General features: G+C 62.0%; 22 protein-coding genes, 1 tRNA gene and 1 other RNA gene. 15 read left to right on the forward strand and 9 right to left on the reverse strand.

Features of this window, described 5'->3' with window-relative positions:
• Positions 1-83: 83 nt before the first annotated feature.
• Positions 84-1,265 carry a tetratricopeptide repeat protein gene (locus tag ACOFKT_RS00725; protein ID WP_419805537.1) on the reverse strand — a complete coding sequence of 394 codons (1,182 nt, stop codon included), beginning with the start codon at positions 1,263-1,265 and terminating at the stop codon, positions 84-86.
• A gap of 133 nt (positions 1,266-1,398) precedes the next feature.
• Between ACOFKT_RS00725 and ACOFKT_RS00730 the strand changes: the two genes are divergently transcribed.
• The 5 genes from ACOFKT_RS00730 to ACOFKT_RS00750 all read left to right on the forward strand — a co-directional run bounded on the left by ACOFKT_RS00730 (position 1,399) and on the right by ACOFKT_RS00750 (position 10,518).
• Complete coding sequence (locus ACOFKT_RS00730; protein ID WP_419805538.1) at positions 1,399-2,421, forward strand: LacI family DNA-binding transcriptional regulator; 1,023 nt, start codon at positions 1,399-1,401, stop codon at positions 2,419-2,421.
• Positions 2,370-3,458: a tetratricopeptide repeat protein gene (locus ACOFKT_RS00735; protein WP_419805539.1), complete on the forward strand. Its 1,089-nt coding sequence runs from the start codon at positions 2,370-2,372 to the stop codon at positions 3,456-3,458. Before ACOFKT_RS00730 ends, ACOFKT_RS00735 begins: the two co-directional genes overlap by 52 nt.
• 330 nt (positions 3,459-3,788) lie before the next feature.
• Positions 3,789-7,550: a carboxypeptidase regulatory-like domain-containing protein gene (locus ACOFKT_RS00740; protein WP_419805540.1), complete on the forward strand. Its 3,762-nt coding sequence runs from the start codon at positions 3,789-3,791 to the stop codon at positions 7,548-7,550.
• Positions 7,551-7,831: 281 nt separating this feature from the next.
• Positions 7,832-8,728 carry a tetratricopeptide repeat protein gene (locus ACOFKT_RS00745; protein ID WP_419805541.1) on the forward strand — a complete coding sequence of 299 codons (897 nt, stop codon included), beginning with the start codon at positions 7,832-7,834 and terminating at the stop codon, positions 8,726-8,728.
• Between the two features lie 5 nt (positions 8,729-8,733).
• Positions 8,734-10,518 carry a CRTAC1 family protein gene (locus ACOFKT_RS00750; RefSeq protein WP_419805542.1) on the forward strand — a complete coding sequence of 595 codons (1,785 nt, stop codon included), beginning with the start codon at positions 8,734-8,736 and terminating at the stop codon, positions 10,516-10,518.
• Between the two features lie 43 nt (positions 10,519-10,561).
• Here ACOFKT_RS00750 and ACOFKT_RS00755 read toward each other — a convergent pair whose 3' ends face one another.
• The 3 genes from ACOFKT_RS00755 to ACOFKT_RS00765 form a co-directional block, all read right to left on the reverse strand.
• Entirely contained in the window at positions 10,562-11,866 is a 1,305-nt protein-coding gene (locus ACOFKT_RS00755) for a chloride channel protein (RefSeq protein ID WP_419805543.1), read from the reverse strand.
• A 150-nt stretch (positions 11,867-12,016) separates the two neighbouring features.
• Positions 12,017-12,092: transfer RNA gene (locus ACOFKT_RS00760), tRNA-Ala, on the reverse strand.
• A 74-nt stretch (positions 12,093-12,166) separates the two neighbouring features.
• Entirely contained in the window at positions 12,167-12,466 is a 300-nt protein-coding gene (locus ACOFKT_RS00765; RefSeq protein WP_419805544.1) for a hypothetical protein, read from the reverse strand.
• Positions 12,467-12,823: 357 nt separating this feature from the next.
• On the opposite strand from ACOFKT_RS00765, the gene ACOFKT_RS00770 reads away from it, so the two are divergent.
• A complete protein-coding gene (locus ACOFKT_RS00770; protein WP_419805545.1) occupies positions 12,824-13,621 on the forward strand; it encodes a sigma-70 family RNA polymerase sigma factor in 798 nt (265 codons plus the stop codon).
• Positions 13,618-14,268, forward strand: a complete 651-nt coding sequence (locus tag ACOFKT_RS00775) for an anti-sigma factor (RefSeq protein WP_419805546.1) — start codon at positions 13,618-13,620, stop codon at positions 14,266-14,268. Before ACOFKT_RS00770 ends, ACOFKT_RS00775 begins: the two co-directional genes overlap by 4 nt.
• A gap of 190 nt (positions 14,269-14,458) precedes the next feature.
• Here ACOFKT_RS00775 and ACOFKT_RS00780 read toward each other — a convergent pair whose 3' ends face one another.
• Positions 14,459-14,749 carry a hypothetical protein gene (locus ACOFKT_RS00780; protein ID WP_419805547.1) on the reverse strand — a complete coding sequence of 97 codons (291 nt, stop codon included), beginning with the start codon at positions 14,747-14,749 and terminating at the stop codon, positions 14,459-14,461.
• A 230-nt stretch (positions 14,750-14,979) separates the two neighbouring features.
• On the opposite strand from ACOFKT_RS00780, the gene ACOFKT_RS00785 reads away from it, so the two are divergent.
• Positions 14,980-16,788 (forward strand): tetratricopeptide repeat protein, encoded by a 1,809-nt coding sequence (locus tag ACOFKT_RS00785; RefSeq protein ID WP_419805548.1) that lies wholly within the window; start codon positions 14,980-14,982, stop codon positions 16,786-16,788.
• A gap of 64 nt (positions 16,789-16,852) precedes the next feature.
• The gene (locus ACOFKT_RS00790; protein WP_419805549.1) at positions 16,853-17,683 is read left to right on the forward strand and encodes a hypothetical protein; all 831 of its coding nucleotides are present in this window, start codon (positions 16,853-16,855) and stop codon (positions 17,681-17,683) included.
• Between the two features lie 8 nt (positions 17,684-17,691).
• Here the strand turns inward: ACOFKT_RS00790 and mutM are convergent, their stop codons facing one another.
• Positions 17,692-18,507: a bifunctional DNA-formamidopyrimidine glycosylase/DNA-(apurinic or apyrimidinic site) lyase gene (gene mutM / locus ACOFKT_RS00795; protein WP_419805550.1), complete on the reverse strand. Its 816-nt coding sequence runs from the start codon at positions 18,505-18,507 to the stop codon at positions 17,692-17,694.
• A gap of 175 nt (positions 18,508-18,682) precedes the next feature.
• Here mutM and ACOFKT_RS00800 point away from each other — a divergent pair, with 175 nt between their 5' ends.
• The 5 genes from ACOFKT_RS00800 to ACOFKT_RS00820 all read left to right on the forward strand — a co-directional run bounded on the left by ACOFKT_RS00800 (position 18,683) and on the right by ACOFKT_RS00820 (position 23,057).
• Positions 18,683-20,098, forward strand: coding sequence for a cytochrome P450 (locus tag ACOFKT_RS00800; protein ID WP_419805551.1), 1,416 nt, complete (start codon positions 18,683-18,685; stop codon positions 20,096-20,098).
• 287 nt (positions 20,099-20,385) lie between these two features.
• Complete coding sequence (locus tag ACOFKT_RS00805; protein ID WP_419805552.1) at positions 20,386-20,706, forward strand: hypothetical protein; 321 nt, start codon at positions 20,386-20,388, stop codon at positions 20,704-20,706.
• A 73-nt stretch (positions 20,707-20,779) separates the two neighbouring features.
• Entirely contained in the window at positions 20,780-22,090 is a 1,311-nt protein-coding gene (locus tag ACOFKT_RS00810) for an adenylosuccinate synthase (protein ID WP_419805553.1), read from the forward strand.
• 49 nt (positions 22,091-22,139) lie between these two features.
• On the forward strand, positions 22,140-22,427 hold the full coding sequence (locus tag ACOFKT_RS00815) for a putative quinol monooxygenase (protein WP_419805554.1): 288 nt from the start codon (positions 22,140-22,142) through the stop codon (positions 22,425-22,427).
• A 69-nt stretch (positions 22,428-22,496) separates the two neighbouring features.
• A complete protein-coding gene (locus ACOFKT_RS00820; protein ID WP_419805555.1) occupies positions 22,497-23,057 on the forward strand; it encodes a nuclear transport factor 2 family protein in 561 nt (186 codons plus the stop codon).
• A 44-nt stretch (positions 23,058-23,101) separates the two neighbouring features.
• Here ACOFKT_RS00820 and ACOFKT_RS00825 read toward each other — a convergent pair whose 3' ends face one another.
• The 3 genes from ACOFKT_RS00825 to ssrS all read right to left on the reverse strand — a co-directional run bounded on the left by ACOFKT_RS00825 (position 23,102) and on the right by ssrS (position 25,153).
• On the reverse strand, positions 23,102-23,941 hold the full coding sequence (locus ACOFKT_RS00825; RefSeq protein ID WP_419805556.1) for a sugar phosphate isomerase/epimerase family protein: 840 nt from the start codon (positions 23,939-23,941) through the stop codon (positions 23,102-23,104).
• An 85-nt stretch (positions 23,942-24,026) separates the two neighbouring features.
• Positions 24,027-24,869, reverse strand: a complete 843-nt coding sequence (locus tag ACOFKT_RS00830; protein ID WP_419805557.1) for an SGNH/GDSL hydrolase family protein — start codon at positions 24,867-24,869, stop codon at positions 24,027-24,029.
• Positions 24,870-24,967: 98 nt separating this feature from the next.
• A non-coding RNA gene (gene ssrS, locus ACOFKT_RS00835) (6S RNA) lies at positions 24,968-25,153 on the reverse strand.
• Positions 25,154-25,258: 105 nt separating this feature from the next.
• Between ssrS and ACOFKT_RS00840 the strand changes: the two genes are divergently transcribed.
• Entirely contained in the window at positions 25,259-26,578 is a 1,320-nt protein-coding gene (locus ACOFKT_RS00840) for a DNA polymerase (protein WP_419805558.1), read from the forward strand.
• Positions 26,579-26,661: the final 83 nt, after the last annotated feature.

A 26,661-nucleotide genomic window follows, 5' to 3' on the forward strand; every position in this document is an offset into this window, starting at 1 on the left:
GTCATGTAAGCGATACCATTTTGCAGCAGATTCCGCAACGGAGGATCGTACGAAGCGGCACTCTAAGGCCCGCGTAAGCGCCGCTACGGCGTGACCGTTTGCGTCAGCTTCTTCCAATCCTGTGCTTGTTGTGTGCTCTGCTTTTCCTGCATCTCGCGAATCCGGTTGTACTCATTTTGCGCGGTCTGTGCCTCAGCAGTGCGATGCAACCTGCGATAGATTCGCGTGAGTTCATACCACGACCGCTTGGCGATTTCGCCGTCATGGTCTTCCACGGCACTACGACGCAACCAGGTTACGGCTTCGTCGTAGTGGTCGCTCGCAGCCAAGCCGCGGCCCAGGTAGTACTGCGCCACGGGCGAGCCGGGATAAGCCTTGTTCATCGCCTGCAGCAGGGGGACACCCGCTGCGGCATCCCCACGCTCCACGGCAACGCTGCCTACGTTGTACATAGCGACCGGGTTTGCCGGCGCCAGTTCCATCTCCTGGCGATACGCAGCCTCCGCCGCGTCTAACTGGCTCGATGCGCGATACTCATCGCCCAAGGCTTCCAGAAGGTCTGGGTTGCGCGGCTGCTGCTTGAGCGCGGCCTGATATTCCGTGATGGCCTGAGCGTGCTGGCCCACCTCTGCGTAGAGCTGCGCCTGCACGCGGTGTACGTGCCAGCTGCCCGGCTCCAGCTTCGCCATGCGGGCGTAGCTGTCGCGTGCCACCTCGCTGTGGGCGCGGCCACGCTGCTCCAGCAGGTTCAGGTCGTTGGGTGACAACTCCACCGCCTGGTCCAACGACGCAGCAGCCTGCTCCGGTTGGTTCTGCGCCAGGTTCACGGTGCCAAGCCAGGTCAGCGCTTCCACGCTCTTCGGATTCAGCGCGAGCTCTGCCTGCAGCTCGGTGCGCGAGGCATCGGCCTGGTTCACCTGGAACAGGAAGATGCCAAGAAACAGGTGAGCGGACGGCAGCTGCGGGTTCAGGGCGACCGCTTCACGCACAGACGCGATTGCCTCGGGCAGCTTGCCTTCGCGCGCAAGCAGCAGGCCCAGGTCCAGATGGACCTCAGGAAGCTTCGGCGCAAGCTGCACGGCTTCGCGGAACGCGGCTTCCGCCTCTGCCATGTGGCCGCTCCGCGCGGCCGCCGTGCCTCGCTGCAGTGCGCCGCGAACCGCGGCATCCTGTGCGTGCGCTGGGCCGAACTGGCCCAGAATGGAAGCCACGAGGAAAGCCCACCGTAACGTCTGGCGTGCATGTTCTTTGGAAGGGAAGGGCACGCTCTCACCATAGCGCCGACGGGTGGGCGTTGCAACGCGGCGCCCCGTCGCGAGGCGCGGACGCAAGACCCGACGCGGTGCGCGCTATCATGCCTCTTACAGTTCCCATTGCAGTACGGGGTTACATCCACGCATGAACATCACCGCCGTCGCACGAAAAGCGCGTGTTTCCACCGCGACGGTTTCGCGCACGATCAACGGATCGGCCAGCGTGCAGCCAAAAACGGCGGAGCGCGTTCGCAAAGCCATCGCCGAGCTCGGCTTCTACCCCGACACCAACGCGCGCGCTCTCGGCTCCGGGCGTTCCAGCCTGTATGGATTGATCATTTCCGACATCACCAACCCGTTCTTCCCCGAGCTGGTCAAAGCGTTTGAAGAGATGGCGGTAAAGCACCAGAAAGAGATCCTGATCGCCAACACCGGGTACGACCCCAGGCGGCTGGAATTGTGCGTGCGCCGCATGCTGCAGCGCAGGGTGGACGGCGTGGCCATCATGACGTCAGAGATGGACGATTCCCTGCTCAGTGACTTCAAGACACGCAAGATACCGCTCGTCCTGCTTGATCGGACGGCTAGCGGGCCCGGTGTCAGCAGCATACGGATCGACTATGCCGGCGGGGTGCTGGAAGCGGTGCAGCACCTGGTCACCCTGGGCCACAGCGGCATCACGTTCATCAGTGGACCGGACACGCTCGCGACGGCGCGCGAACGGCTTCAGGCATTTCGCGACGGTTGCGAGCGGCACAGCATCCGGCTGACGCCAAAGCACATTGCGCACGGCGATCACGGCGTGGAAGGCGGTTACCGGGCGATGCAGGACCTCCTGCGTGATTGCGCCGGCTTCACCGCGGTCGTTTGCTCCAACGACCTGACGGCGATCGGTGCGATGGAGACAATCTACGAGCATGGTCTTCGCATTCCGGAGGACATTTCCGTGGTGGGCTACGACGATATTTTGCTGAGCGCGTACACCCGGCCTGGCCTGACCACCGTGAACGTGCCGCGTGAGGAGGTGGCGGGCGCCGCCTTCCTAAGCCTGCTCTCCTTCGATCAGGGCGACGATGCCGCTCCCGCACCGGAGCATATCTTTGTACCGAAACTGGTTTGCCGGCGGTCCACGGCAAGCCCCGCCTCGCCACCATGCACGCCGGCGTAATTGCGGCGGCGCTTTGGGTGTGCGGCGTTCTGCCCGTGCTGCAAAGCTCGTCACCCGCAACACAGCTCGCCACACAGCCACCGCAGGCCACCGCTGATTCGGCCTGCCGGCAAGCCTTTGCGGGTAAGCAGTATGCCGCGGCCGCGGATTGCTTTGCCAGGGTCGCCGCGGCTGCAACTCTTGCGAACAGCTCACCCGCGGACGCTCTGCTGATGGAGGCGAAGAGCCGGCTTCACCTGGACGACCTGCCGCATGCCGAGACCGCGCTGCGCGCCAGCATCAAGGCGAACCCGCAATCACCGGAGGCGCTGTATCTTCTGGGGTCCGTTCTGGAGCGGCGCGGGAACGCAAAGGAGTCGCTGGGGGCCTTGACGAAGGCGGCGGCATTGCAAGCGCCCACTGGGGAGCAGCTTCGTATCGCTGGCCTGGATTATGTGCTGCTGGGGAGCTACAGGGATGCCATCCACTGGCTTGGCCGGTCGGTGGAGCTCAACCCCGCGAACGCGGAGGCGTGGTATGACCTGGGCCGCGCCCAGATGCACGAAGGGCGCTTTGCCGAGGCGACGGCAGCGCTGCGGCGAAGCCTCGCACTGGAACCGCACAGCGCCAAGGCCGAGGACAATGTGGGCGTTTGCCTGGAAGCGCAAAACCAGCCAGAGGCCGCCCTGGCGGCTTACTCCCGCGCTGTTGCCGTGGCAAACACAGAGCAGCACCCGAGCGAACAGCCGTTTGTGGACTATGGGGCCTTGCTGAATACGCGAAACGGCTTTCAAGCGGCATTGCCGCTGCTGGAGCGCGCGACGCAACTGAACCCGAAGAATAGCCGCGCCTTTGCCGAGCTCTCGCGCGCTTGCAGCGGCGTTGGCGAAAAGGACCGTGCCCGGAGTGCCATGGAGCAGGCAGTGACCTTGGATCCGGGGAACTCGCGGCTTCACTTTCAGCTTGGCCGGCTGTACCGGGCTGCCGGCATGCAGGCGCAGGCGCAACACGAGTTCGACCTCAGCTCCCACCTTTATGGACAGAAGTCGGCCGAATAGGCGGTTTCGAGGATAATGGCCGGGCCGGGCGAAGCTGAAGTTGCGGCGGCGCAGACCTTAAGAATCGCTGTTCAAGCCGCTCGAATTTGGGGTCGATCCAGCAGGAAACCTAAACTTTTTACTTTTCCTGTCCTCCATCGGGAGGATGTAGTTGACAAACCTTTGAACGGGCCGGTAGGATTCGCTCGCATAGAAAATGTAATCGTTTACAGGCTTGTACGCATGCTTGTAGCAGAATCCCCAAACAGCGGGGCTTCACAGATTCGCAATCCGGTTGGAAGCAATAGCAACCAGCCTCTTGCACGACATGCAGTCTTTTTCGGAGGAAGTGTGAATTACGCAACCAAAACAGTCCGTCTCCTGCTTGGGACGCTGCTCCTGCTCTTCGCGGCAGCGTTTGCAAGCGCGCAGACGAATCAAGGCCAGATCGCGGGCAATGTGGTCGACGCCAGCGGTGCAGCGGTCCCCAATGCCGAGATCACGGCGAAGGGCGACCAGACCGGTGTCAACTACACCGCGAAGTCCACATCGAGCGGCAACTACCGGTTTCCCTCGATCCAGCTAGGGCGCTACACCATCACGGCCACGGCACCAGGCTTTAAGTCGACCGTCAGCACCGGTGTTGAGGTGCGAGTCGGCACGGTTTCCAGCCTGGACATTACGCTTTCTGCCGGCGGTGCCAGTGATACCGTAACCGTCACTTCAAACGCCCCAACCGTTGAGGCCGAGTCCTCCGACGTGGGTGGCACGGTCAATACTCGCCAGATCGTAGAGCTGCCCTTGGCGCTCGGCGGTGTCGGTGCTTTGCGCGCACCGGAATCTTTCGTGTTTCTGATCCCGGGCACAGTCGGGCCCGGTTCGGGTAACAGCAATAACGGCGTCTTTATCTCGCAAATCGGTGGCGGCCAGAACTTCGGTAACGAGGTTCTGCTTGATGGTGCTTCGCAGACACGTTCCGAAAACGGCTCTTCGTTTGACGAAGAAGCGCCTTCCGTCGAAGCCATCTCCGAGTTCAAGGTCACCACGTCTACCCCAGCTGCAGAGTTCGGGCGCACCACCGGCGGTATTGAGAACTTCGTCACCAAAAGCGGCAGCAACGCGTTCCACGGCACGGTCTACGACATCTTCCGTAACGAAGATCTGAACGCAAATGACTGGTTCAACAATGGCCGCAAAGCATTCCTGCAATCGCAGAACGATCCGACCGAGTCCCGGTACAATCGCGGCAACGACAAGCAGAATGATTACGGCGGCAACCTGGGCGGCCCGGTGTTCATTCCGCATATCTACAACGGCCGCGACAAGCTGTTCTTCTTCTTTAATTGGGAGCAGTACCGCCACACGCTTGGCGGTCCCATCACCAGCACGGTTCCGACCGCGGCGGAGCGCGGTGGCAACTTCACCGACCTGCTTGGATCGCAGCGGTTCGACAATAACGGCAACCCGATCCTGAATCCATGCGATGGGACGCCCCTGTTCAATGGGCAGATCTTCGACCCCGCCACAACACGCACCGTGAACGGCGTTCAGTGCCGCACAGCGTTCGCCAATAACACAATTCCGCAGGGACGTATCAGCCCAATCGCGCTAAAGCTGTTGGCTTTTTACCCGAACCCAACGTCCCCCGCCACTTCCGGCAACTACACGCTGAATACGTCATCGCCGCTGACAAACACGACGTACAGCGTCCGTGTGGACAGCTCTGTCGGCAGCAAGGACAAGATCTACGGTTCGTACAATACGCGCGAAAACACGCGCTTCAACCCGCAGAACTTTCAATTGCCCGCGCCGGTCACGCCCAACGTACAGACGCAGGACTTCCTGACTCACTTCGGCCGCGCCGGGTGGGATCACATCTTCTCGCCCAACTGGCTGAACCACTTGAATGTGGGCTACAATCGCTCGAACTCCATTAACGGATCGGTCTACCTGCAGGGTGGCACGAACTACACCACGCAGCTCGGCATCCCGGGTCTTTCCACCGGCTTTCCCCACGTGGGCGGCAACGGCTACGTGGACCTGAGCCGTAATCAGAATGGCGACAACATCGACAACGGTATCCGTGTCAACGACTCCGTGAGCTGGCAAAAGGGCCGCAACAGCTTCAAATTCGGTGTGGATTATCGCTACCAGCAGTACTCCACATTGGGCAACGACCAGACGAACGGTTCATTGAACTTCAGTGGCAACCAGACCAAGGTGGCCCGGACCAGCCCTTACCAGGACGGCACGGGACTGGCGCAGGCCAGCTTCCTGCTTGGCCTTACAGACAGCGGCAGCCTGCTGCAGCCGAATCATCAACCGCGCTGGATCAGCAACTACTGGGGCGGCTTTTTCCAGGACGACTTCAAGGCTTCCAACAGTCTGGTGTTGAATATCGGTGTGCGGTATGACATCGACCAGCCGCGGAAAGAGGCGCAGAACTTCACCTCGAACTTTAGCCCCACTGCGATCGACCCCTACACCGGTACTCCGGGTGCCCTGGTCTTCGCAACTACCTGCAACAACTGCAATAAACGGTGGGCAGATACGTGGAAGAAAGACATCGCTCCGCGCATCGGCTTCGCGTACTCGCCGGCTTCACTCAACAATAAATTTGTGCTTCGCGGCGGCTTTGCAGTCCTGTATGGCCCGCTGCAGTACAGCGACTTCGGTGGAGCGACGACAGTCGGCTATAACTCTCCTGTCAACCTGAACAGCGATGGTTTCAATCCCTCTTTCAACCTCTCCACGGGGTTCGGAAATCCCTCCTTTGCTCCCAACCTCGACCCGGGGTTCTTCGACAACCGTAACTCTGCGGCTCCGCGCAACTTCAGCAACTACATCAAGCCGTCCTATGGCCGGCCTCCGATGATTGAGCAATGGAACCTGCAGATCCAGCAGGAACTGGCCAAGGACCTGATCTTCACCTTGGGCTACATCGGTAATGAGGGCGCTCACCTGCGGTCTGGTATCGAAAACGTCAACAACACCAGCTTGTCAACATTGCCTTTGGGAGACATCCTGTCACGCCAGTTCGGCACGGTGGCTCCGGCACTTGGCACCCGTACGCCGTACGCCGGCTTCAACACCAGCGCAAACTATTTCCAGGCGCTGCGTCCTTTCCCGCAGTATGACTTCATCGCGACGGACTGCTGCTTGCAGAACGTCGGCCACTCCTCCTATCACGCTCTGATCGCATCGTTGGAACGCCGCTTCTCACAGGGCTTGAACCTTCAGGCTTCTTACACCTGGTCCAAGCACATTACAAACGCAGATTCTTCCCTACCAGGCATCAACGGCGGTGTGGTGCAGGAACAGAACCCGGAAAATCCGAAGAGCACGAAATCGCTCTCCGTTCAGGACATTCCAAACACGTTCGTAGTGAGTTACATCTACGAACTCCCGTTCGGCAAGGGGAAGGCTTTCGGCAACTTCAAAAACCCATTGCTCCGGGCTGCGGTGAGTGGATTTGAGATCGGCGGCGTTCAGCGGTATCAGTCGGGCCAGCCTGTCTCTTTCCAGTGCGCTTCCGGTATTCCCGGATTCCAGAACTGCATCGACTTCACGCGCGTTCCGGGTTCCTCCATCTACAGCAACGCTCGCACAAACGGTCACATCAACCCATTTCGCCGGTTCCAGTATCAGTACTTGAACCCCGGCAAACCGGATCGCGGCCCGGATCCGAACGTCGACAGCGAATTCAATGGCCTCACGAACACAGGAAACGCGGCTTACTCCCAATTCCAGACAGCACCTGCGTTTTATGACCAGAACAACTCAAACAACCGTAGAACCCGTGCCGTTCTTGCGGGCGACTGCCCCCTGTGCGACAACGGTGGGTTCCTCTTGGGCAATGTTCCACGGGTCTCAGGAGAAATTCGGAACTACCGGTATTTGAACGAGGACTTCAGCTTCTTGAAGAAGACGCCACTTACCGAAGGAACCGTTTTCACATTGAAGGTCGAAGTGCTAAACGCATTTAACCGTCACGCCTTCCAGACGCAGAACGACAACGTGTTCAACCAGCCGTACAATAACCAGTTCGGTGTTCCGACTGCAACCATTAACGGACCTCGTCAGCTACAGATCACTGGCCGTATCCAGTTCTGACGAGCAATACAACTCGAAACGGCAGGGGCATTTTGCCCCTGCCGTTTCGCTTGTAAAAGGTACATTTGAGTTTGTTGATGTTCTTTACGAGAGGCGTACATCGATCATCGCCGTGCCTCCGCAATCTGCTGATTGCGGTATCGTGCCTTTGCTGCGCAGGAGCCAAGGGGCAGACTACGCCGTCTCCGAACGCAACCGACGCCAAGGTGAAAGCAATGGTGTTGGAAGCGCGGCGGAACAGCGAAGCTGGTAATACAGTTCAGGCGGAGGAACTGTTGCGGATGGCTCTCGAGATCGCTCCCCATTCCACCGCCGCGAATGATTCGCTCGGGTCCCTCTTTCTCCAGCGGCGTCATTGGCCGGAGGCGATGGAGCGGTTTGAATCGGTGCTTCAGATTTCTCCTGGCGACACTGCGGCGCGCGAAGGCGAGGAGAAAGCCGCCGTGGCCCTGGCTCTTCATTACCGAGGGGCCGGGAACGCGGAAGCCTCGCTGCAGACACTGCAACATGCCGCTTCTGTGCTTCCGGGCGACGCTACGCTCCTGACCGATCTTGGTGTCCAGGCACAGTCGATGGGGCGGCTCAAGATCGCGAAGGACGCCCTGAACGCTGCACTCTCTATCGCACCAGGAAATGCCACGACGCACTACGCGCTCGGACGCGTTGAGATGGACCAGCAAGACTTTCCCGCCGCCGAAAAGGAGTTTCAGGTTTATCTGCGGCAGCGGCCCGAGGACGCTACTGCACACTACGGCCTCGGCCGCATTTACCAAATGCAGCAGCGCGTCGAGCCCGCCACGCAAGAATTTCGCAAATCGATCGAATTGCAGCCGGTTCAGGGCGAGTCCTACTACCAACTCGGTCAAATGGCTCTGGACGCGAACCGCGAAGACGAAGCTCGTGACGACTTCCAGATAACGCTGCAACGGATGCCCGCGCACGGCGGCGCACTTACAGGGATGGGAATTCTCGCCTATCGCCAAAAGCAGTATGCGGATGCCGAGCGGTCGTTGACCCGCGCCGTTACAGTCTCGCCCGAGTACCAGCCGGCGCACTACTACCTGGGCCTCACGCTGCGCCGGCTCGGGCAGCAGGCGCAGGCGCAGCAGGAACTGGACAAGGCCGTGGAACTGACCGACAAGCAGCAGGGCAAAGGTGCCCCGATCGCTCAACCGTGAGCACGATGACACTCCCGCGTGCAGGCGGTATCATTCCGGCAGCCCGTTACGGCGGACGCACACGCATGATCTCGTCAAACCGCTCTCTTCTGGTCCTGCTTGTTTGGGCGGCCGCTCTGTTCTGTAATGCTCGCGCCCAAACCGCGCCCAGCGTACCCACGATCGCTCCGCATTTCTCTGATACTGCCGAGAAACTCGGGGTCCATTTTCAAGGACAGGCGTACCACACCTCAACGAAGTACCTGATTGAGACGATGGGCTCCGGCGTTGCCGTGTTCGATTACGACAACGATGGCTTGCTCGACATCTTCTTTGCCAACGGCGCACCCATCCCCAATCCAGCACCGAAGGGAACCGTCCCCCAAAAGGCTTCGCCCGCCGACTGGAATCGTCTATTTCACCAGAAAAAAGACGGCACGTTCGAAGACGTGACGGAACGAGCCGGCCTGAAGGGCGCGGGCTACAGCATGGGCACCGCCGTTGGCGACTACGACAACGACGGCTACGAAGACCTGTACGTCACGTCATATGGCGGCAACCACCTGTACCGCAATAACGGCAACGGCACCTTTACCGACGTCACGGAAAAATCCGGTACGGGCGGTCCCACCACACCGGGGCAAAGCTGGTCGACCTCTGCCATGTGGGTCGACCTCGACAACGATGGACGCCTGGATCTGGTGGTATTGCGCTACGTTGTTTGGGACTTCGAAGATGTGTGGTGCGGCGAGCATCGCGAGGGCTATCGCGCCTATTGTCACCCGGACATCTTCCCCGTGATCCGGCCGCTGGTGTACCACAACAACGGCGACGGAACATTCAAAGAAGTCGGCGAGGCGATCGGACTGAAGCCCGGCAAGGGCCTTGGCCTCGCGCTGGCGGATTTCGATGGAGACGGCAAGGTGGACCTTGCTGTCGCAAATGACTCCATGCTCGAGTTCCTGTACCGCAATCAGGGGAACGGCACCTTCGAAGAGATGGGGCTGACCGCGGAGATTGCGGTCGACAGCGACGGTCGGACCTATGCCGGCATGGGCATCGATTTTCAGGACTACAACAACGATGGTCTTCCTGACCTGGTGATTACCAACCTGGCGAATCAAAAATATGCTCTCTACCGCAACAACGGAGACAGTTCCTTCACATACGAAACGTACGTCTCGGGTTTGGCACGCATGACGCTGCTCCACTCTGGGTGGGGTATTCACTTCCTCGACTATGACAATGATGGCTTGAAGGATCTGCTGGTAAGCCAAGGCCACGATCTGGATACAGTGCAGTTGAACTATCCGCAACTCCATTACAAAGAACCCATGCTGCTGGCCCACAACGAAGGCAACGGCAAGTTTGTTGACGTTTCGCGCGAGGCGGGAAGCGTCTTTCAGGAGCCGTGGGTGGGACGTGGCATGGCCATCGGCGACCTGGATAACGACGGGCGACTGGATGCCGTGGTCGCAACGAACGGCGGTCTCGCGCACATCCTGCACAACGAGACGACCCCTACGAACCACTGGATCAGCTTGCTTCTGGTGGGCCATCGATCCAACCGGGATGGGATCGGAGCCACGATCAAGATCACCACCAAATCGGGTTCGCAGTTTGTGACCGTATCTACCGCCGGATCGTATCTTTCCTCCAGCGACAAGCGTGCGCACTTTGGTCTCGGCTCGGACCAGGTCATCAACAGCGTAGAGATCCGCTGGCCGAGCGGCATCATTCAAACATTGAAGAACGTGTCCGCTGATCAAACCCTGAAGGTCGACGAGGCCGGCATCACGAACAAACCATAAGTCGGGTCAGCAAGCCTGCTGCCAGCCGAAACACCTCCGCAAGCTATGTCACTTCTACAGAGTAGATGGACCGCGTCTCAAAGAAGCGCATCGTGAGAGTTGCGGAAACGATGGCAAGCAAAAGCGGCACCACCAACGTCTGGTCCACACCCGTAAGCTCCAGCATGAAGGCCAGGGAAGAGGCCGGTCCCTGCGTTGCGGCGGCAAGCACCGCACCGGCACCAAGGAATGCAAACAGATGCTGTTCTCCTCCGATGGGCATGTGCGCAACAGCGCTCCATGCGCGACCGAAAAGCAGCCCGGCGACGGCGCCAAACGCCATGGTTGGCGTGAATAAGCCGCCCGGCACCCCGCTGCGCAGAATCGTTGCGGTAATCAGTGGCCGCAACAGCAGGACCACGATCCAAAGCGTGCCCATCCCTGTGGTGAAGGTGATTTGCACGACGTCTTTGCCGTTCCCCAGCATTGCCGGAACTTCGATCGCAATGACACCCAGCACCGCAAGGGCAAGCACAGGCATCGCGGCGACCTGCCAGCCCTTGGGTTTGGCAGACTTTGCCCATGCGAACAACCGAACCAGAGGAACAGCGAACAAGCCGCAGACCGGTCCGATCAGAGCGATCCACATGACGGACGAGATTGGGTGCGATGAGTAGGAAAGCTGGTATGTCGGCTGATTCGGCAGAAGCAACCACGACGCCCAGGTCGCCAGGAACGAAGCGGCAAACGCCGGCAGCACAGCTCGCAGGGAAAACGAGCCCAACAGGATTTCGAGAGTAAAGAGAGCCCCGCCCAGGGGCACGTTGTAGGCTGCGGCCATGCCCGCGCCTCCTCCGCAGGCGACCAGCAAACGGCGCTGCTCATCGGGCAGGCGTCGCCAGGCTGATGCAAGATTTGCAACAATGCCGCCTGCCTGTTTCAGGGCATTTTCACGTCCGACCGCCGCGCCCATGCCGACGACAACGATGGAGTACAGCGCCCGGATGGAAGCTTTCACGACGGGCAATCGGCCCGACCTCGTCCACACAGCCCCGCCCAGGTCGGTGTCGCCTCGGAAACGGCTCGCGAGCAGACCTGCGCCGCCTGCGAGTAGGCCGGCCGCGAGCAGCACCATTACCCTTCTGAAGCTCGAGACCTGACTCGCCCCGGCCACGAGTTCACCGCTTGCGTAATGGAAAGCAAGGTGCTGCGTCGCCCAGAGCAGGCGCATCAACAGGCCCCCAACCAGTCCCGTTGCAATGCCCGTCAGGGCCAGCAGAAACCAAAACTCCACACGGAGCGGAGCTTCATCGCTTTGCAGGTTCGGCTGTGACGAGCCAACTGGCGCGGGCGGACGATGCTGCCTCATGTCCGCTCAGATCGCCTCAGCGAAAGGAGCATGCAGGATCGTTGTGCGGGGAATGCTTCCGCAGCCACTATCTGTGCGGCAAGCCGCATGCCAGCACGGCAAAACCGTTGCGTTGCGACTTCCGCAGACCTGCAGCAGATGTGGGGTAGTTGGTGGACCTGATCGGGATCGAACCGATGACCTCTTCCATGCCATGGAAGCGCGCTCCCAGCTGCGCCACAGGCCCACTCAAGGTTTGATTCTCGCCGGTTTGACGAGCCACGTCAAACCGGCGAGTCGCTATGGTGCTTCGTAGCGTGGTTAGCGCCAGTAACCTTCACGCCAGTAGTAGCCGCGGCGTGAGTTGACCCATCTGCCCGGTACCCAGTAGGCGCGCGGCCGCGGCGCCACCACATAGCTGCCTGGAACCCAGACGTAACGGCCGCCATCCCAACGCTGAAAACCGGGGTGCCAGACGTAACCCGGGCCGGGCATCGGTCCCCGACGCTCGTACACCGGCCGCGGTGGGCCGACACGAACATAGACCTGGCCAGAGGCGAGTATGGGGGCACAGGTCGCGAGAGATGCCGCGATTGCTGTAATTGCGAGTGTATTGCGCATCAAGGGAACTCCTGCTGAGGTTTGAAGCACCCACCTCGAAAGCGGGCAGCTCCTCAACGTTGGCTCCGGTTCACATTCGCTGAAGAGCACGGGTGCCGACGCCGAACACCAAGTCAAAACCCAGGCCGGAACAATTGGTTGTGGTTCCTCATGCGACGCAGCACGCCCTTCACCGCCGCGTAATTACGAATGACTACGGGAACAAAGGGCCGCGTGCCCGGTGTCTAAGCCATCAGAGTGAGCGAGAGCACTCCGCACCGCCGGCGGTGGTTATGTTTTTGCAGTGTTGACGGCAAAGGCCGTCAGCGTCCATTGCCGGGCGTGCGTTGCGCGCCGTAATGTGAAGGGAGCAGGACCGTGGGAGCCGTAATCGTGAACCCGCTGCAAAGCTCGTTGGTGCGTTCCATCCATGCCGACCCGCTCGATACCTTCGCGGGTCCGGCGGAGGCGTCCTCGCGCCACCCGGAAGAAGCAGCGCTGGTTGCCGCGTTGCAGGCCGGGTCGGAGGAGGCGTTTGCGCAACTGATCGCGCAATACAGCGCACCACTGTACTCATTGATTGCCCGCTCGTTGCCGAACCCGGCGGATGCCGCGGACATTGCGCAGGACGTCTTCATCAAGGTTTTCCGCTCGGTTCGCAATTTCCATGGCGATTGCAGTCTGCGCACGTGGATGTACCGCATCGCTCTGCACGAAAGCAGCAACAGCAAGCGTTGGTGGTCACGCCACAAGCGGCAGGAAGTGACGATCGACGGCGACACGTCCGAGGAGTCTGAGAACGGCTGGTTTCCGTTACGCGAAAGCCTGGCCGACACGCGCGATGGACCGTTTGAGCTGGCACGCCGCGCGGAGCTGCGCGCCGTGGTGGAAAGCGCCTTGAGTGAGGTTCCGGAGAATTTTCGGACCGTGGTCATCCTGCGGGAGATTGAAGGCATGACCTACGACGAGATTGCGGCCATTCTGGAGATCAACATGGGCACAGTCAAAAGCCGGCTGCTTCGCGGCCGCGCGGCGCTGCGCAACCTGCTGAGTCAACGACTGCCAGAGTGGGGTGCCGCCGCGGGCCACGTTTCCGGAAATGGAACACTGCCGAAGAAGATGCCGCGTGCCGAATCGGCCGGTCGCGTTGCAACATCGAAGGGGATGGGCCGATGAACTTCCTTTCACACCTTCTGAGTAAACGCGCCGCCGAGCGTTCCGCCGAGCCCACGATCTGGCTGGATGAGACCAATCGCGAACGTGTGATGACGGACGAGGCGCTGCGTGCGGTGCAGGGCAGCGTTGCCGCGCCGGGCGACCTGCAACTTCGGCTTCGCCTGGCGATCTCCCATGAGCGGGTGCGTGCGGACCGGCGCTTGTCGGGCCGGCTCCGGCACCAGCTGCACCTCTTGCACGAAAACACGCTGCGGCCGCTGGCCATGCCGGGTGCCATCGCCGCTGCGGCATTCCTGGTGGTGCTTGGCGTCGGCGTCACGCTGGGCGCGGTCACGCCGCAGCAGGCTGTGGAGGCGAACGATATACCGCTGCTCGGTTTCTCCGCGCCGCGATACCTGTACTCGGCAGACAGTGCGTCTCGTGTCGTGGCGTCGGCCGACCAGGCCCCGCTTACGGTGCAGGCCAAGGTTGACAGCGCGGGCCGCGTGTATGACTATCGCGTGCTGAGCGGGAAGCTGACTCCGGCATCCGATGCAGCCCTGCGCGACCGCATGCTGAGCAGCGTGTTCAAGCCAGCCAGCTTCTTCGGCGAACCGGTGCGTGGCACGGTTGTACTCACATTTGCTGACGTGGAAGTGCACGGATAAACATCCGGCAAACTGCTCTGGACAGAACAGATCGTCTGTACCTTCGTTTTGCTGGCAATGTAAGAGAAATTAGCTTCAGCCAACGAATTGTAGCCGTCCCGGCATGGCTAAGGCCACGCCGGAACGGCTACACGGACTACCGAGTCTGCCCCCGAAATCCAGGTTCCTCGTTCATCGATGGATGAAACGCTTACTGACCGCGATGCTGTTCCTGGTACTTCGTGGTGTGGTGATGCACATTTCCCTGCGCATCGGTGTACTCGCGGGACTTCAGATCGCCGGACTCGCTGCCAGACGTCTGCTTGCTGCTGCTGCCATTTCCATCGGTGCTGCCCGATGCGCGCCGTCCACTCGTCTTGCCGTCTGTTTCACCGCCTGAGGCCTGCTGCTTGCCCTTCTTACCCGTCTCTTCGTTGTGCGCGAAAGGCTCCTCGGCACTCTTGTGTTTGTGCTTACCTGTTCCTTCTTCCTGCTTCGCCATGGTGGCTCCCTTCTTTCCCTTGTTAGATGGAGCAGCGGGCGCTCTGCCGGGTCCGAACGGAGTACGTCACAATAAGCAGAACCGCGTCACGGGTTGCCGTTGTCGCGGTTTGACCGGGCAGTGGAAAACAGCGGGCCCTGACGGCAGCGGTCATGGCCGGTCGGACCCAAAGCAGCTCCTTCCCATACACTTCTCTAGCGCCCGATTGGGGCGGGAGCCGTCGAATCCCTGTGAAGTTATTTGCCCGCATCGTTGTCACTGCCGCGCTGCTCGCCGCGCCGGCGGCCGCGCAGGTCTCCAGCTCTTCCAATCAGGACGCGGCGCAACCCGCGCCCGTGCAGCGCCGCGGCGTGGAAGCGGCGGGCTCCGCCGTCACGCTTGAAACCAGCGAGCAGATGTTTACCGTCGCCGCCGCGCTGAATGCATGCGGCTACGACGCCGGCCTGCGCGAAAGCCTGCCCGTGCGGGCTGCCGTGCGGCATGAGATGGCCGAGCAGGTGGAGAACGTGGATGGCGGCCTGCCGGCACAGCGCGCTCTCTGTGGCTACATCCAGGCGCACCAGCTCGCGGGCGCGCAGAACCTGGCGCAGTTCGTGTCGGTGGCGCTGTTCCTCACGCCGGACCTGCAATTGAGCTATGCGGAAAACCAAATGCCGCCGGACGCTCTGAATGTCGACAACGTGCTTCCACTGTTGCGCACCTGGGCTGCGACCATCCACCTGCACGCGATCTTTGTCGAGCATCGCCCCGACTACGAACGCGCCGTGCTGCAGGTGCACGACACCGTGACGCGCATGCTGCTGGAGACAAACGCCTATCTGCACCAGCCGGCTACGGTGTATGACGGCCGCCGCTTCCTGGTTCTGCTGGAGCCGATGCTGAGTCCGGAAGCGGCGAACGCTCGCATCTACGGCACCGACTACTTCGTGGTCCTGAGCGCGACAACGCCACAGCCTGATGCCAAAACGGAAGCCATGCGCAAGGCGGGCCTGCACCTCGAAGAGCTGCGCCACATCTACCTGCTCTACGAAATCGATCCGATCATCTACGCGCGAGCCTCGGCGACCAGCCGCCTGATGCCGATCCTGAAAACGGTGCAGGACGCACCCATCGACTTTCTGTACAAAAACGACATCAACGCGTTCATGACGGAGTGCCTGATCAAGGCGATCGAGGCGCGCACCATGGAGACGGGCATCGAGAGGCCGTCGCGCAAGGCGAACGGCAAGGAGCGCTTCGATCCGGCAGGATTCAACATCGCTCTGGCCGACTATGAGCGCCGCGCGGAAGTGGTGCGCCGGCAGCAGGTGATCCGCGACATGCGCTCGGGCTGGGTGCTCACGCAATACTTCTACGACAAGCTTTCCACAGAGGACCGCGAAGGCATCAGCCTGAAAGAGAGCATGGGTGAGCTGGTCTACGGCATGGACGTGCCGGCGGAAGCGGGCCGCGACAAAAAGATCGCGTTCTTCCCGGAGGGCAGCCCGGATCTGGTCGGCGTCAGCGGCTCCGGCGGCAGCACCACCCGCCGCGGCAAGGCGCTGAAGCAGGCGCCGCTTACGGCAATGGACCAGGCCGAGCGCAAGCTGCAGCAAGGCGATCGCGCGGGTGCCGCGGACCTGGCGGAAAAGGAGCTTGCCGCGCACCCTGATTCGCCCGAAGCCATGTACGTGATGGCGCGGCTGCACCTGATGCAGCGCGAGCCGCAGGAAGCCTTCGACACCTTTGAAAAGATCGTGGCCAACGGCAAGGACATGCGCACCGTCGCGTGGTCGCACGTGTACCTGGGCCGCATGTACGACACGGCGCTTGCCCAGCCCGACCGCACCAAGGCCGTTGCGGAGTACAAGGCGGCGCTGGCCGTGCCCGGCATCCAGTCCGATGTGCAGGCCGCGGCCGAGCAAGGCTTGAAGCAGGCCTTCGCCGTGCCACAGCGCGCACCGCAAAAGCCCGCACCCAGCGACGATGACGACGTGGATGCCATCACGCGTAGACAGAAAGAAAGCTACTCGCCGAGCGAGGAAAAGAAGCCACAGTAACTGGGTTGGATGTGCTGGCTCTCGGTCGCGCGGTGGCGTAAACTGCTGCCGCGAGGCCACCAGCATGCACCGTGTTCTTTCGCTTCCGTTCGTAGTCCTGGCGATTGCTGTAGTGCCGGCAGTGCGCGCACAAAGCGCCGGCGTGACGACTTCCACGATCCCGCCGCAGTATGGCGGTGTGCAGACCAACGTCAGTGGTGTGTTTGTCACGCCAATTCCCAACCTTCCGATGACAGCCACCGTTGACCTCAGCAGCATGCGCATCCTGCCGGATGGTTCCACGGAGTTGCGCAAAACCGAGAATCACATCGCTCGTGCCTCCAACGGCAGCATTTACAACGAGCGCCGCATACTGGTGGGTGTGTCGTATCAGGGGCTGCCACGGCTGCTGTCAAGCCACGTGTATGACCCCCAAACACGTGTCAGCATCACGTGGGGTCCGCGCAGCGATGTGGCGCAATCCATCACGCTTTCGGCCCGGCAACTGACAGAGCGGAAGCCGTTTACGCTGCCAGTGGCCGGGGCTACCGATACCGACCTGGGTGAGTCGACGATGAGCGGCGTTACCGTGCACGGCATGCGCCGCACGCGCACAGTCAGCCCAGGTATGTCCACTATGGCCAAGCCGGGCGTCATCACGGACGAATACTGGTATTCGCAGGATCTGCACCTGATCATGCTTGAGAAACACGACGATCCGCGCACGGGCGAGCAGATTGTGACGGTGCTGAATGTGCAGCGCGCCGAGCCGCCGGTGCAGCTGTTTGCGCCACCAAGCGGGTACCGCGTGGTGGACGTGACCTCGACGGGAACGAACAGCGGCGAGAACGATCCGTTCGCGCCGCCATCTGCGAGTCACGCGCCGGTGCCAACCCAAACGGTGAACGTGCGATAGACGCGCGGCTATTTCTGGCAGTGCTTGCAAAAGTGCGTGGAGCGGCCGCCGATCACGATGCGCTGAATCGGCTGACCACAATCCCGGCAGGGCTCGCCGGTCCGGCTGTACACGCGGTGTTCCAGCTGGAAAAAACCACGCACGCCATCCGCGTCCACGTAGTCTGACACGGATGAACCGCCCAGTTCGATGGCGTGCTTCAGAACGGTCTGCAATGATCCGTGCAGCTTGTAAAGCTCGGCGCGGGTAAGCCGTCCGGCGTGGCGCTTGGGCCGGATGCCCGCGCGAAACAGGCTTTCATCGGCATAGATATTGCCCACCCCGTGCAGCAACGACTGGTTCAGCAGGGCGGACTTGATCGGCGTCTTGCGCCCCTTGAACAGCTTCGCGAACGCGTCCGGGTCGATGGTGGTCGGCTCCTTGCCGGGGCCGGCGTAGCCTGTTTCCGATTCGACGATGCCGATCCGCCCAAACCGCCGCGGATCCACAAAACGCACCTCGCGCCCGTCGTGCAGGTGCAGGATGGCGTGGGTGTGCGGCGGCACGGGAACGTCCGCCTGCGAGACCAGAAGGCGTCCCGTCATGCCCAGGTGTACGGTCACCTGCGCGGCGGCGTCGTTCTGGCGTTGTATGTCGATCACCACCGTCTTGCCGACGCGGTGTACCCGCGTAATGCGCGCTCCGGTCAGTGTTTCCTCAATCACCTGCGCGGGCGACTTCAGCGGCTCGGGCTTTGTGCCAAGGGTGACGCGCTCAATGCGTTGGCCGCGAACGCGCGCGTCTACGCCATTCGCGACCGTTTCGACCTCGGGAAGTTCAGGCATCGTTCATTGGATGACTGACGTGCGTGTCTGGCACCCGCTCCCCGCAAAGCGATGTCATTCTGACCCTGAGCTTATCGAAGGGGGAAGGACCTGCTTTTTGCCCGCAGTGGAACAGCCGCGCGCAGATTGAATCACGCCCTCACCAGCTGACAACCAAGGGTGCAACACTGGACAGGTGAGCACCGCGCCCGACATTCGCACCAGCCCGCGGGACAGCCGCTACCCCGACGGACCGCGGCTCTTCGCACGCGTGCTTACGCGCCAGATCTTCGGCACCGCGCACCGCCAGAAACCGGCGGAGTTCATGCAATCCGTCGCGCGCGAGTACGGCGACCTGACGCATTACGTGATCGCAGGCAGGCACTTCTACCAGTTCAACCACCCCGATCTCATCGCCGAGTTCTTCACCACCGACGCGCCGCACCATCACCGCAATTTGGTCATGCAGCGCAGCCGCGACGTTCTGGGCAACGGCCTTCTGACCAGCGAGGAGCCGTTGCACATGCGGCAGCGCCGACTTGCGCAGCCTGCCTTTCTGCGCAGCCGCATCGCCGGTTATGCCGGCGTCATCGCGGGCCGCACCGATGCAATGATGCGCCGCTGGCAAAGCGGCACCGTGCTCGACCTGCACCGCGAAATGCTGGAGCTCGCTCTCCGTATCGTCGGCAAATGCCTCTTCGACCTGGACGAGATCGCCGACCTCCATGCGATGGAGTCGGCGGTATCGAGCTTCATGTACTTCATGCCGCTGACTTTTGTACCGTTCTCAAGACTGGTGCAGGCGTCGCCTTTGCCGGCGATGCGGCGGCTGCGGGCTGGGCAGCGCTACCTGGACAACCTCATCTATGGACTCATCGCGGAGCGCCGCCGCGACCCGCGCGACCGCGGCGACCTGCTGAGCATGCTGCTGCATGCGACCGATGCCCAGGACGGCGCAGCCGAGATGACCGCCGCAACCATGAACGACACGCAGCTCCGTGACGAATGCGTGACGATCATCCTCGCCGGCCACGAAACCACCGCGAACGCGCTCAGCTTCGCGCTGCACCTGATCGCGCACCACCCAGAGACGCAGGAACGACTGCGAGCCGAGGCGTTGGCCGTGCTCGGCGAAGACCGCCCCGCAACCGCCGACGACTACCCGCAGCTCAAGTACGCGACGGAGGTCTTCGCGGAAGCCATGCGCCTTTATCCTCCCGTCTGGGTCACCGCGCGCATGTGCGCCGAACCGTACCAGGTCGCCGGCTTTACGATTCCAGCGGGTGCCGCGCTCAACGCTCCGCAATTTGCCGTGCACCGCGACCCGCGCTGGTGGCCGGACCCTGACCGCTTCGACCCCGGCCGCTTCACCGACGAAGCCAAGCAGGGCCGCCCGCGTTACGCATACTTCCCGTTCGGCGGCGGCTCACGCCAGTGCATCGCAGAGGGCCTCGCGTGGATGGAGGGCACCCTCGTCCTCGCCATGCTCGCCCGTCATTGGCGCTTCACACCAGAGCCCGGTGCCCCCGAGCACATCGCCATCAGCCCCAGCATCACACTCCGTCCCACCCACGGCGTGCGTCTCCGCATCGACAGGATCAACGGCAGATAAACGAGCTCTGGATCGGCTCAGCCGCCAGGATAGTACAAGAGCTTCCCGCGCCCGGCTTTAGCCGCCGAGGTAGAACAAGACCCTTGCGCGCCCGGCTTTAGCCGCCGAGGTGTTGATGTCCGCTGATCCACCGAGTGCTCAGCAGCCAGGTCGATCCGCATTTGCCATCTTCTGATACCACGCAGGTCCCGGATGCGACGTAATCATGCAAGCCCTCCGGTTTCCTGCGTCGGATGCAGTAACGCGCGGGTGACCTCGTCTCGCACAGAAGCCGGAGCGCCCAGCAGGTGCTCGGACTGTTCCTCTGCAACCCGCTCGCAAACACCAACCGCTTCGGCCAGCAGCGTGCGATCGGCTTGGGACAGTTGTTCCAACGCGCCAAGCATTTCATTGGCGCGTACCGGTTCCAGCGCGGCGTGCAGGCGTCGAAGATCGTCCATGGGCAGGCCGAGCCGCTGTTGCTCTTCGCCGCGCATACCCGTCACCAGCAGGTGCAGCGCGTTCCCGAGCACTACATACGCTTCGAAGCTGAGTTCTTCTCGCGTCATGCTGTCGTCATCATCGCGCAACTGGAGCAGCGCGACGCGAAGTATAGAATGAACGGGTGAGAGTTCGCCGGGCATTCGCCTGAGCAACGCTACTCAACGCCGCCTCTCGCTCAGATTTTTTGGAGATCCGTTCGTGAACAGAAAGCAGACCGCCGTCGTCCTTGGCGCCCAGTGGGGTGATGAGGGCAAGGGCAAGATCGTGGACGTGCTGAGCGAGCGCTACGGCGTGGTGGCGCGCTATGCGGGCGGCCACAACGCCGGGCATACCGTAATCATCGGCGGTAAAAAGTTTGTGCTGCACCTGGTACCGTGCGGCGTGCTGCGCCCCGGCTGCCAGGGTGTCATCGGCAACGGAGTCGTGGTCGACCCGGCGGCGCTCTTGCAGGAAATTGCCATGCTCAAGGCGAACGGCCTGCCGATTGACGGGCAGTTGTTCGTCTCGAACCGCGCCCAGGTCATCCTGCCGTACCACCGCATGATCGAGCTGGCGGCCGAAACCGCGCCGGGCCGCACCAAGATCGGCACCACGCGCCGCGGCATCGGCCCCGCCTACGAAGACAAGGTCCACCGCAACGGCCTCCGCGTCGTCGACCTGCTGAACCCGGCGTTGCTGCGTACCCACATTACCAATGCCTGCCATGAAAAGAACCAGATCGCGCACGCGCTCTTCGGCACGGAGCCGCTGAACCCGGCGAAGATCTACGACGAATACGCGCGGTACGCCGACCAGATTGCGCCCTACGTCACCGACACCGCGGTGCTGCTGAACCATGCGATTCGTGACGGGAAATCTGTCATGTTCGAGGGTTCGCAAGGCGCGCTGCTCGACATCGACCACGGCACCTATCCGTTCGTCACGTCCTCCAGCGCAACGGCGGGTGGCGCGGTAATCGGCACGGGCATCGGTCCGACCAGCATCGGCACCGTGATCGGCGTCACCAAGGCATACGTGACCCGCGTGGGCGAGGGACCATTCCCGACCGAGGACCGCACCCAAGCCGGCGAAGAGCTGCGCGAGCGCGGCCAGGAGTTCGGTGCCACCACCGGCCGGCCGCGCCGCTGTGGCTGGCTCGACCTGCCGCTGCTGCGCTACAGCAATATGATCAACGGCACGGAGTGGCTGGTCATCACCAAGCTCGACGTGCTGGACACGCTCGACACCATCAAGGTCTGCACGCACTACCGCATCGATGGCGAGGAGACGGACCTGATTCCAGCCGACATGCCCGGCTTCAACAAGATCGAGCCGGTTTATGAGGAATTGCCGGGTTGGAAGGCGAGCACCGTCGGTGCGCAGTCGCTGGACGACTTGCCCAAGGCCGCGCAAAGCTATCTTGAGTTCATTGAAAAGCACTCCGGCGCGCGTGTCGGCATGGTCAGCACTGGCCCCGACCGTGACGAGACCTACAGCGTCCCGGCGTTTACTGAGGCGACTGGCGGTTGACCGCCGGCGCCCATCTGTCGCAACTGCACCATCTTTTTGAGGCTCCCAAATGATTTCGTTTACGGTTCGGATGAAGTTTGCGCCGGAGGACCAGGCTGCAGTACGCGAGATGCTGCGCAACCTGGGCTCGGCATCGCGGCAGGAACCTGGCTGCGTGAACTACGTAACCCACTACGTTGAAAATGAGCCAAATACGGTTGTGATCTATGAGCAGTATCGCGATGCGGACGCCCTGGAGGCGCATCGCAGCTCGCAGCACTTCGACCAGTACGCAACAAACGGGCTCTATCGCAAGGTGCGTGAGCGCACCAGCGAAACACTGGTCGAGGTGGAATAGTCGCACGGGGGCACGGAAATGCGTGTACCACCAATTGGCCTTTGACGCGCCGCAGTAAAGCGAAGTACGATGCGTTACGCCATGGGCAAGCTTCGCACCCAATCCGGCCTGATACGTCTGCTCTGCCTGGCACTGCTGTGCCCGGCTGTGCTGGTATTGCTGGCCCCCGCAGCGCGGGCCCTCAGCATCCGCCCGCATCGCCCCGGCCACGGGGATCAGCAGCAGGTTTTGCGGGTCGATGACCAGATTCGCACGGCGCTGCTGGCCGCCGACACCGGCACGCTGGAAAGATTTCTGGCGGACGATTTTCTCGGCATTTCCGCAAACGGCACATTGTCTGACAAGCAGCAGTATCTGCGGCGAATCGGCAAGCACGAACATCAGTTCAGCCGCATCAACATCACGGACCGCAAAATACGGGTGCAAACCTCGTCCGCCGTGGTGGTCACCACAGCCGATGTCACGGGCAAGCTCGACAACATCCCGGTGAGCGGCATCTTTCGCTATACCCGCGTGTATAGCCGAGGTGCGGACGGGTTATGGAGGCTGCGCAACTTCGAAGCCACGCGCGTCCATGGTGCAGGAAGCGATGAAATGCGGCACGGGGAGCCCGTAGCAACGCGAAAGTAAGCGAACCCGCACGCGATCAGCGCGCCCCGGGTACGCTCCTCCTTCTAACTTTCAAGCAGACGAAATGCCTTGGCAGCCTGTTCGCTCACGACCTTGCCTGGCAGCTCGGGCTCGTAGCGAATCTCCAGCACACCCTTGGCCTCCTGCGACACGGCCGCGATGCCGTCCCGGACCACATTCCAGTCCAGCTTGCCTTCGCCGGGCCAGCAGTGTTCGTCGCGCTGTCCGCCATTGTCGTGCAGGTGCAGCTCAGCGATGCGTGGCCCTAAAATCTCAAACGCCTCGTTCAGCGGCGGCATGCCCGGCAGGTTCATGTGACCTACGTCCAGGCACACGCCTACGGTATCGAAATGACCCGCCCGCAGAATCTCAAGCAGGTGCTCGGGCGTTGTGACCTCGTTGTGCAGCGTTTCGACCAGCGTTCGGACGCCCAGCGGGTGCGCGAACGCCTTGATGTGCTCGATGGCCGTGATGGACAGGTCGAGCGATCGCTCATTCCACTTGTCGTCCCTGCCGCCCAGGTGCAACACAATGGAATCGATGTTCACCTGTTCGGCGGTATCCAGAGCGCGCTTCACCTCGTCCATGGCGCTGATGCGGCGGCTCTTGTCCGGGTCGATCAGGTTCAGCGTGGCGGGCTGGTGGCGGCTCCAGTGCCCGATCCCGATGCTCGCCTCAAAGATCGGCTGGTGCAGCGTGGCCCGGCAATCATTCGACAGGAACCAGGCCGCCAGTTCCTTCATTTCTGCCCGGTCGGTGTAGTCGAAGTGGTGCCGCGCGGCAAACAGCTCGATCGACTGCGCGCCACCGGCAACCAGGGCGTCCAGCAGGCCCGCGTGCAGGCGCTGCGGCAGGAAGACATGCGTGCTGATCGCGCGAAGCATCGCTTTGACCATAGCAGGGCGGCGCTTCCTCGTCTGTGCAAAGGAATACGGTGTGGTTCCTCAGCGGCGGTGAGCGAACACCGGCTTACCTTGCCGGATCGCCTCGCAGCGTGCGGTCGATGGCTGCCTGCGCCAGCGGCGTCATCACGGCGTAACCAGCGGGCGTGGGATGCACGCCGTCCTTGGACAAGCCGGGTTTCATGCCGCCCTGCTTGTCCACCATGGCCGAGTAGTAGTCCAGCCACGTGCACCCATGCGAAGCCGCGTACTGCTCAAGCCATCTGTTCAGGTCGCGTATCTGCTGGGCTGGATTCATGTTGTTGCGCCAGGGCATGTTGCTGGAGGGCAGCACGCTCGACACGATCACGCGAATGTTGTTTGCCTGCGCGATCGCGATCATGGAGCGGAAGTTATCCTCCGTCATCTGCAGGGTCGATGGCCCGGTGTTGCCCGCAATGTCATTAATCCCCGCAAGGACAACGACTGCCGCGGGCTTCAGAGCGACCACGTCCTGCTGAAAGCGGAGCAGCATCTGCGGCGTGGTCTGTCCGCTGATGCCACGATTCAGGTACGGCTTGCCCGGAAAGAAAACGTTGTTGTCGCGCTCTTTCCACGCGATGGTGATGCTGTCGCCGAAAAAGACAACGCGGCCCGGCTCCGGCGGTGGCAGCCGGTCATTGTCCTCACGGAACTGATGCAGGTTCGCCCAGTCGGCCAGCCTCTTCTGCATTCCGGCAATCTGCTCCGGCGTCAGTTGGTCCACGGGCTTGACCAGCACGGGGTCCACGGCCTGCGGAGTCACGGCGGCGATCTGCGCCACACTCGGCGGGGCGGCAGGCTTGCCCTGGGCAGCAGGCGTTTGCGCGGCAACAGGGGCTACGCAGAGCAGCAATGCGGGAAGGAAAGCGAAACAGGACAGGCGGCTCATCGTGATCCCCTCGGACGTGCCGCACCAGTTTAATCAGGACCGTAAGCGCCTGCGCAGTATTAACGTCGCGGTGCCGTCACTGTTCCAGTCAAAGCAAAGACCGACCCGCTGGGCCGTGCAGGAAGCGCCGGTGAACCCGTCTAAGACGGTGGGATCCAGCCGTGGCTCTTTAGGCATTCCGGACTGGCGGACATTGCACACCGAGCCATATATACGAGCCAGACCCCGGTTCACTGAATGTTGGTTCAACCAGCGTTATTCCCACACCTGCTTTGCAGGCCGGTCTTCTATTGCGGATGCTAGTCGCCGCTCGCGGCATTTGCAAATCAGGTCCGGTGGAAACGGCCCTTGCTCACACAACGCCCCCCCGAAATCCACAAAGGAAGAGCATGCCGCAGTTGCTTCTTCGTCTTTTCTTCTCCTATGCTGCTTCTATGCCGCCCCGTGACATCGGTTGGATGTTTCTCGACCTCAACTCCTACTTCGCCGGCGCGGAACAGGAGCTGCAGCCGCACCTGCGTGGCTTGCCCGTGGTCGTCGTCCCGGTCGAGGCCGAAACGACCTGCTGCATCGCCGTCAGCAGTCAGGCCAAGGCCTATGGCATTCGCACCGGCATCGGCCTCGCGGAGGCGCGCCTCCTTTGTCCACACCTCCAGGTGGTGAACGCCCGGCCGCGCTTGTACGTCGAGCTGCACCACCGCTTGCTCGATGCCATTCAGCAGCATGTGCCTGTCGAGCAGGTCATGTCCTGCGACGAATTCGCCATTCGCCTGATCGGCCGCGAACGCGAACTGGAATGTGCTGTCGAGCTCGCCTACGCCATCAAGCAGCAAATTCGCCAGGTCGGTCGCACCCTGCGCTGCTCCATCGGCCTCGCCCCCAACCGCCTGCTGGCCAAGGTCGCCGGAGACATGCTCAAGCCGGACGGTCTCATGGTCCTTGAAAAGCACACCTTGCCCGAGGCGCTCTACTGCCTCGACCTTTCTGACATTCCAGGCATCGGCCGCCGCATGGAAAAGCGTATCCGCGCCGCCGGCATCACTGGCACTCGGCAGTTGTGCGCACTCTCCCGCGAGCGCATGTCCGCCCTGTGGGGTGGCGTCTTGGGCGACCGGCTCTGGCTCAGTTTGCGTGGTGAAGATCTGCCCGAGCTGAAGCCACAACCGCGGCAGTCACTCAGCCGCCAGCACATCCTCGCGCCTCACGCCCGCAGCCGCGAAACCGCCCGCGCCATCGCCATCAAACTGCTGCTCAGCACAGCCCGCAAGATGCGTCGCGGCGGATTCTGCGCTCGTGCCGTCGGCCTGCAGGTTGGTTATCAGAACGGCCGGGCCTACGATGCTGTCATCCGCATCCCGCCGACCACTGACGCATGGAGCTTGCAGGCATACATGGCCATGCTCTACGACAAGTCGCCCACGCTCACGCCCAGCGACCTCGCCGTCGTTCTCGCCGATCTCAGGTCCGCCGAGCAGCCCGGCCTCTTCCACACCGGCACGGACGAGCCCGCCGACCGCGTCACCCAGGCGATCGACGGCATCAACCAGCGCTACGGCCTCCACACGGTTTACCCCGGCTCCATCCACGCCGTGCGCAAGGAAGCACCCACCCGCATCTCCTTCGGCGTACCACCTCCGCTGGAAGAGTTCAACGACCCCGCAGACCGGCTCTTGACGAACGCTCGATTGGAGCTAAGTGGGTTGCTTTAGAAGGCTACCGTTCCGGTGTAGCGTCGCTTGGCAGAGAAGTGCCATCCTGAGCGTCGTCTCGACCTATCGCACAGAAAAGATCG

The organism is Terriglobus sp., assembly GCF_965201105.1.
In the GTDB taxonomy this organism is placed as follows: domain Bacteria; phylum Acidobacteriota; class Terriglobia; order Terriglobales; family Acidobacteriaceae; genus Terriglobus.

What these genes read in the sequence shown, in the direction of transcription:
- ACOFKT_RS00775 (WP_419805546.1), top strand. Translation starts at nt 13,618, where the DNA reads ATGAACTTCCTTTCACACCTTCTGAGTAAACGCGCCGCCGAGCGTTCC.
- ACOFKT_RS00820 (WP_419805555.1), top strand. Translation starts at nt 22,497, where the DNA reads ATGCGTTACGCCATGGGCAAGCTTCGCACCCAATCCGGCCTGATACGT.
- ACOFKT_RS00825 (WP_419805556.1), bottom strand. Translation starts at nt 23,941, where the DNA reads ATGCTTCGCGCGATCAGCACGCATGTCTTCCTGCCGCAGCGCCTGCAC.
- ACOFKT_RS00755 (WP_419805543.1), bottom strand. Translation starts at nt 11,866, where the DNA reads ATGAGGCAGCATCGTCCGCCCGCGCCAGTTGGCTCGTCACAGCCGAAC.
- ACOFKT_RS00815 (WP_419805554.1), top strand. Translation starts at nt 22,140, where the DNA reads ATGATTTCGTTTACGGTTCGGATGAAGTTTGCGCCGGAGGACCAGGCT.
- ACOFKT_RS00840 (WP_419805558.1), top strand. Translation starts at nt 25,259, where the DNA reads ATGCCGCAGTTGCTTCTTCGTCTTTTCTTCTCCTATGCTGCTTCTATG.
- ACOFKT_RS00745 (WP_419805541.1), top strand. Translation starts at nt 7,832, where the DNA reads ATGGCTCTCGAGATCGCTCCCCATTCCACCGCCGCGAATGATTCGCTC.
- ACOFKT_RS00780 (WP_419805547.1), bottom strand. Translation starts at nt 14,749, where the DNA reads ATGGCGAAGCAGGAAGAAGGAACAGGTAAGCACAAACACAAGAGTGCC.
- mutM (WP_419805550.1), bottom strand. Translation starts at nt 18,507, where the DNA reads ATGCCTGAACTTCCCGAGGTCGAAACGGTCGCGAATGGCGTAGACGCG.
- ACOFKT_RS00790 (WP_419805549.1), top strand. Translation starts at nt 16,853, where the DNA reads ATGCACCGTGTTCTTTCGCTTCCGTTCGTAGTCCTGGCGATTGCTGTA.
- ACOFKT_RS00750 (WP_419805542.1), top strand. Translation starts at nt 8,734, where the DNA reads ATGACACTCCCGCGTGCAGGCGGTATCATTCCGGCAGCCCGTTACGGC.
- ACOFKT_RS00730 (WP_419805538.1), top strand. Translation starts at nt 1,399, where the DNA reads ATGAACATCACCGCCGTCGCACGAAAAGCGCGTGTTTCCACCGCGACG.
- ACOFKT_RS00830 (WP_419805557.1), bottom strand. Translation starts at nt 24,869, where the DNA reads ATGAGCCGCCTGTCCTGTTTCGCTTTCCTTCCCGCATTGCTGCTCTGC.
- ACOFKT_RS00765 (WP_419805544.1), bottom strand. Translation starts at nt 12,466, where the DNA reads ATGCGCAATACACTCGCAATTACAGCAATCGCGGCATCTCTCGCGACC.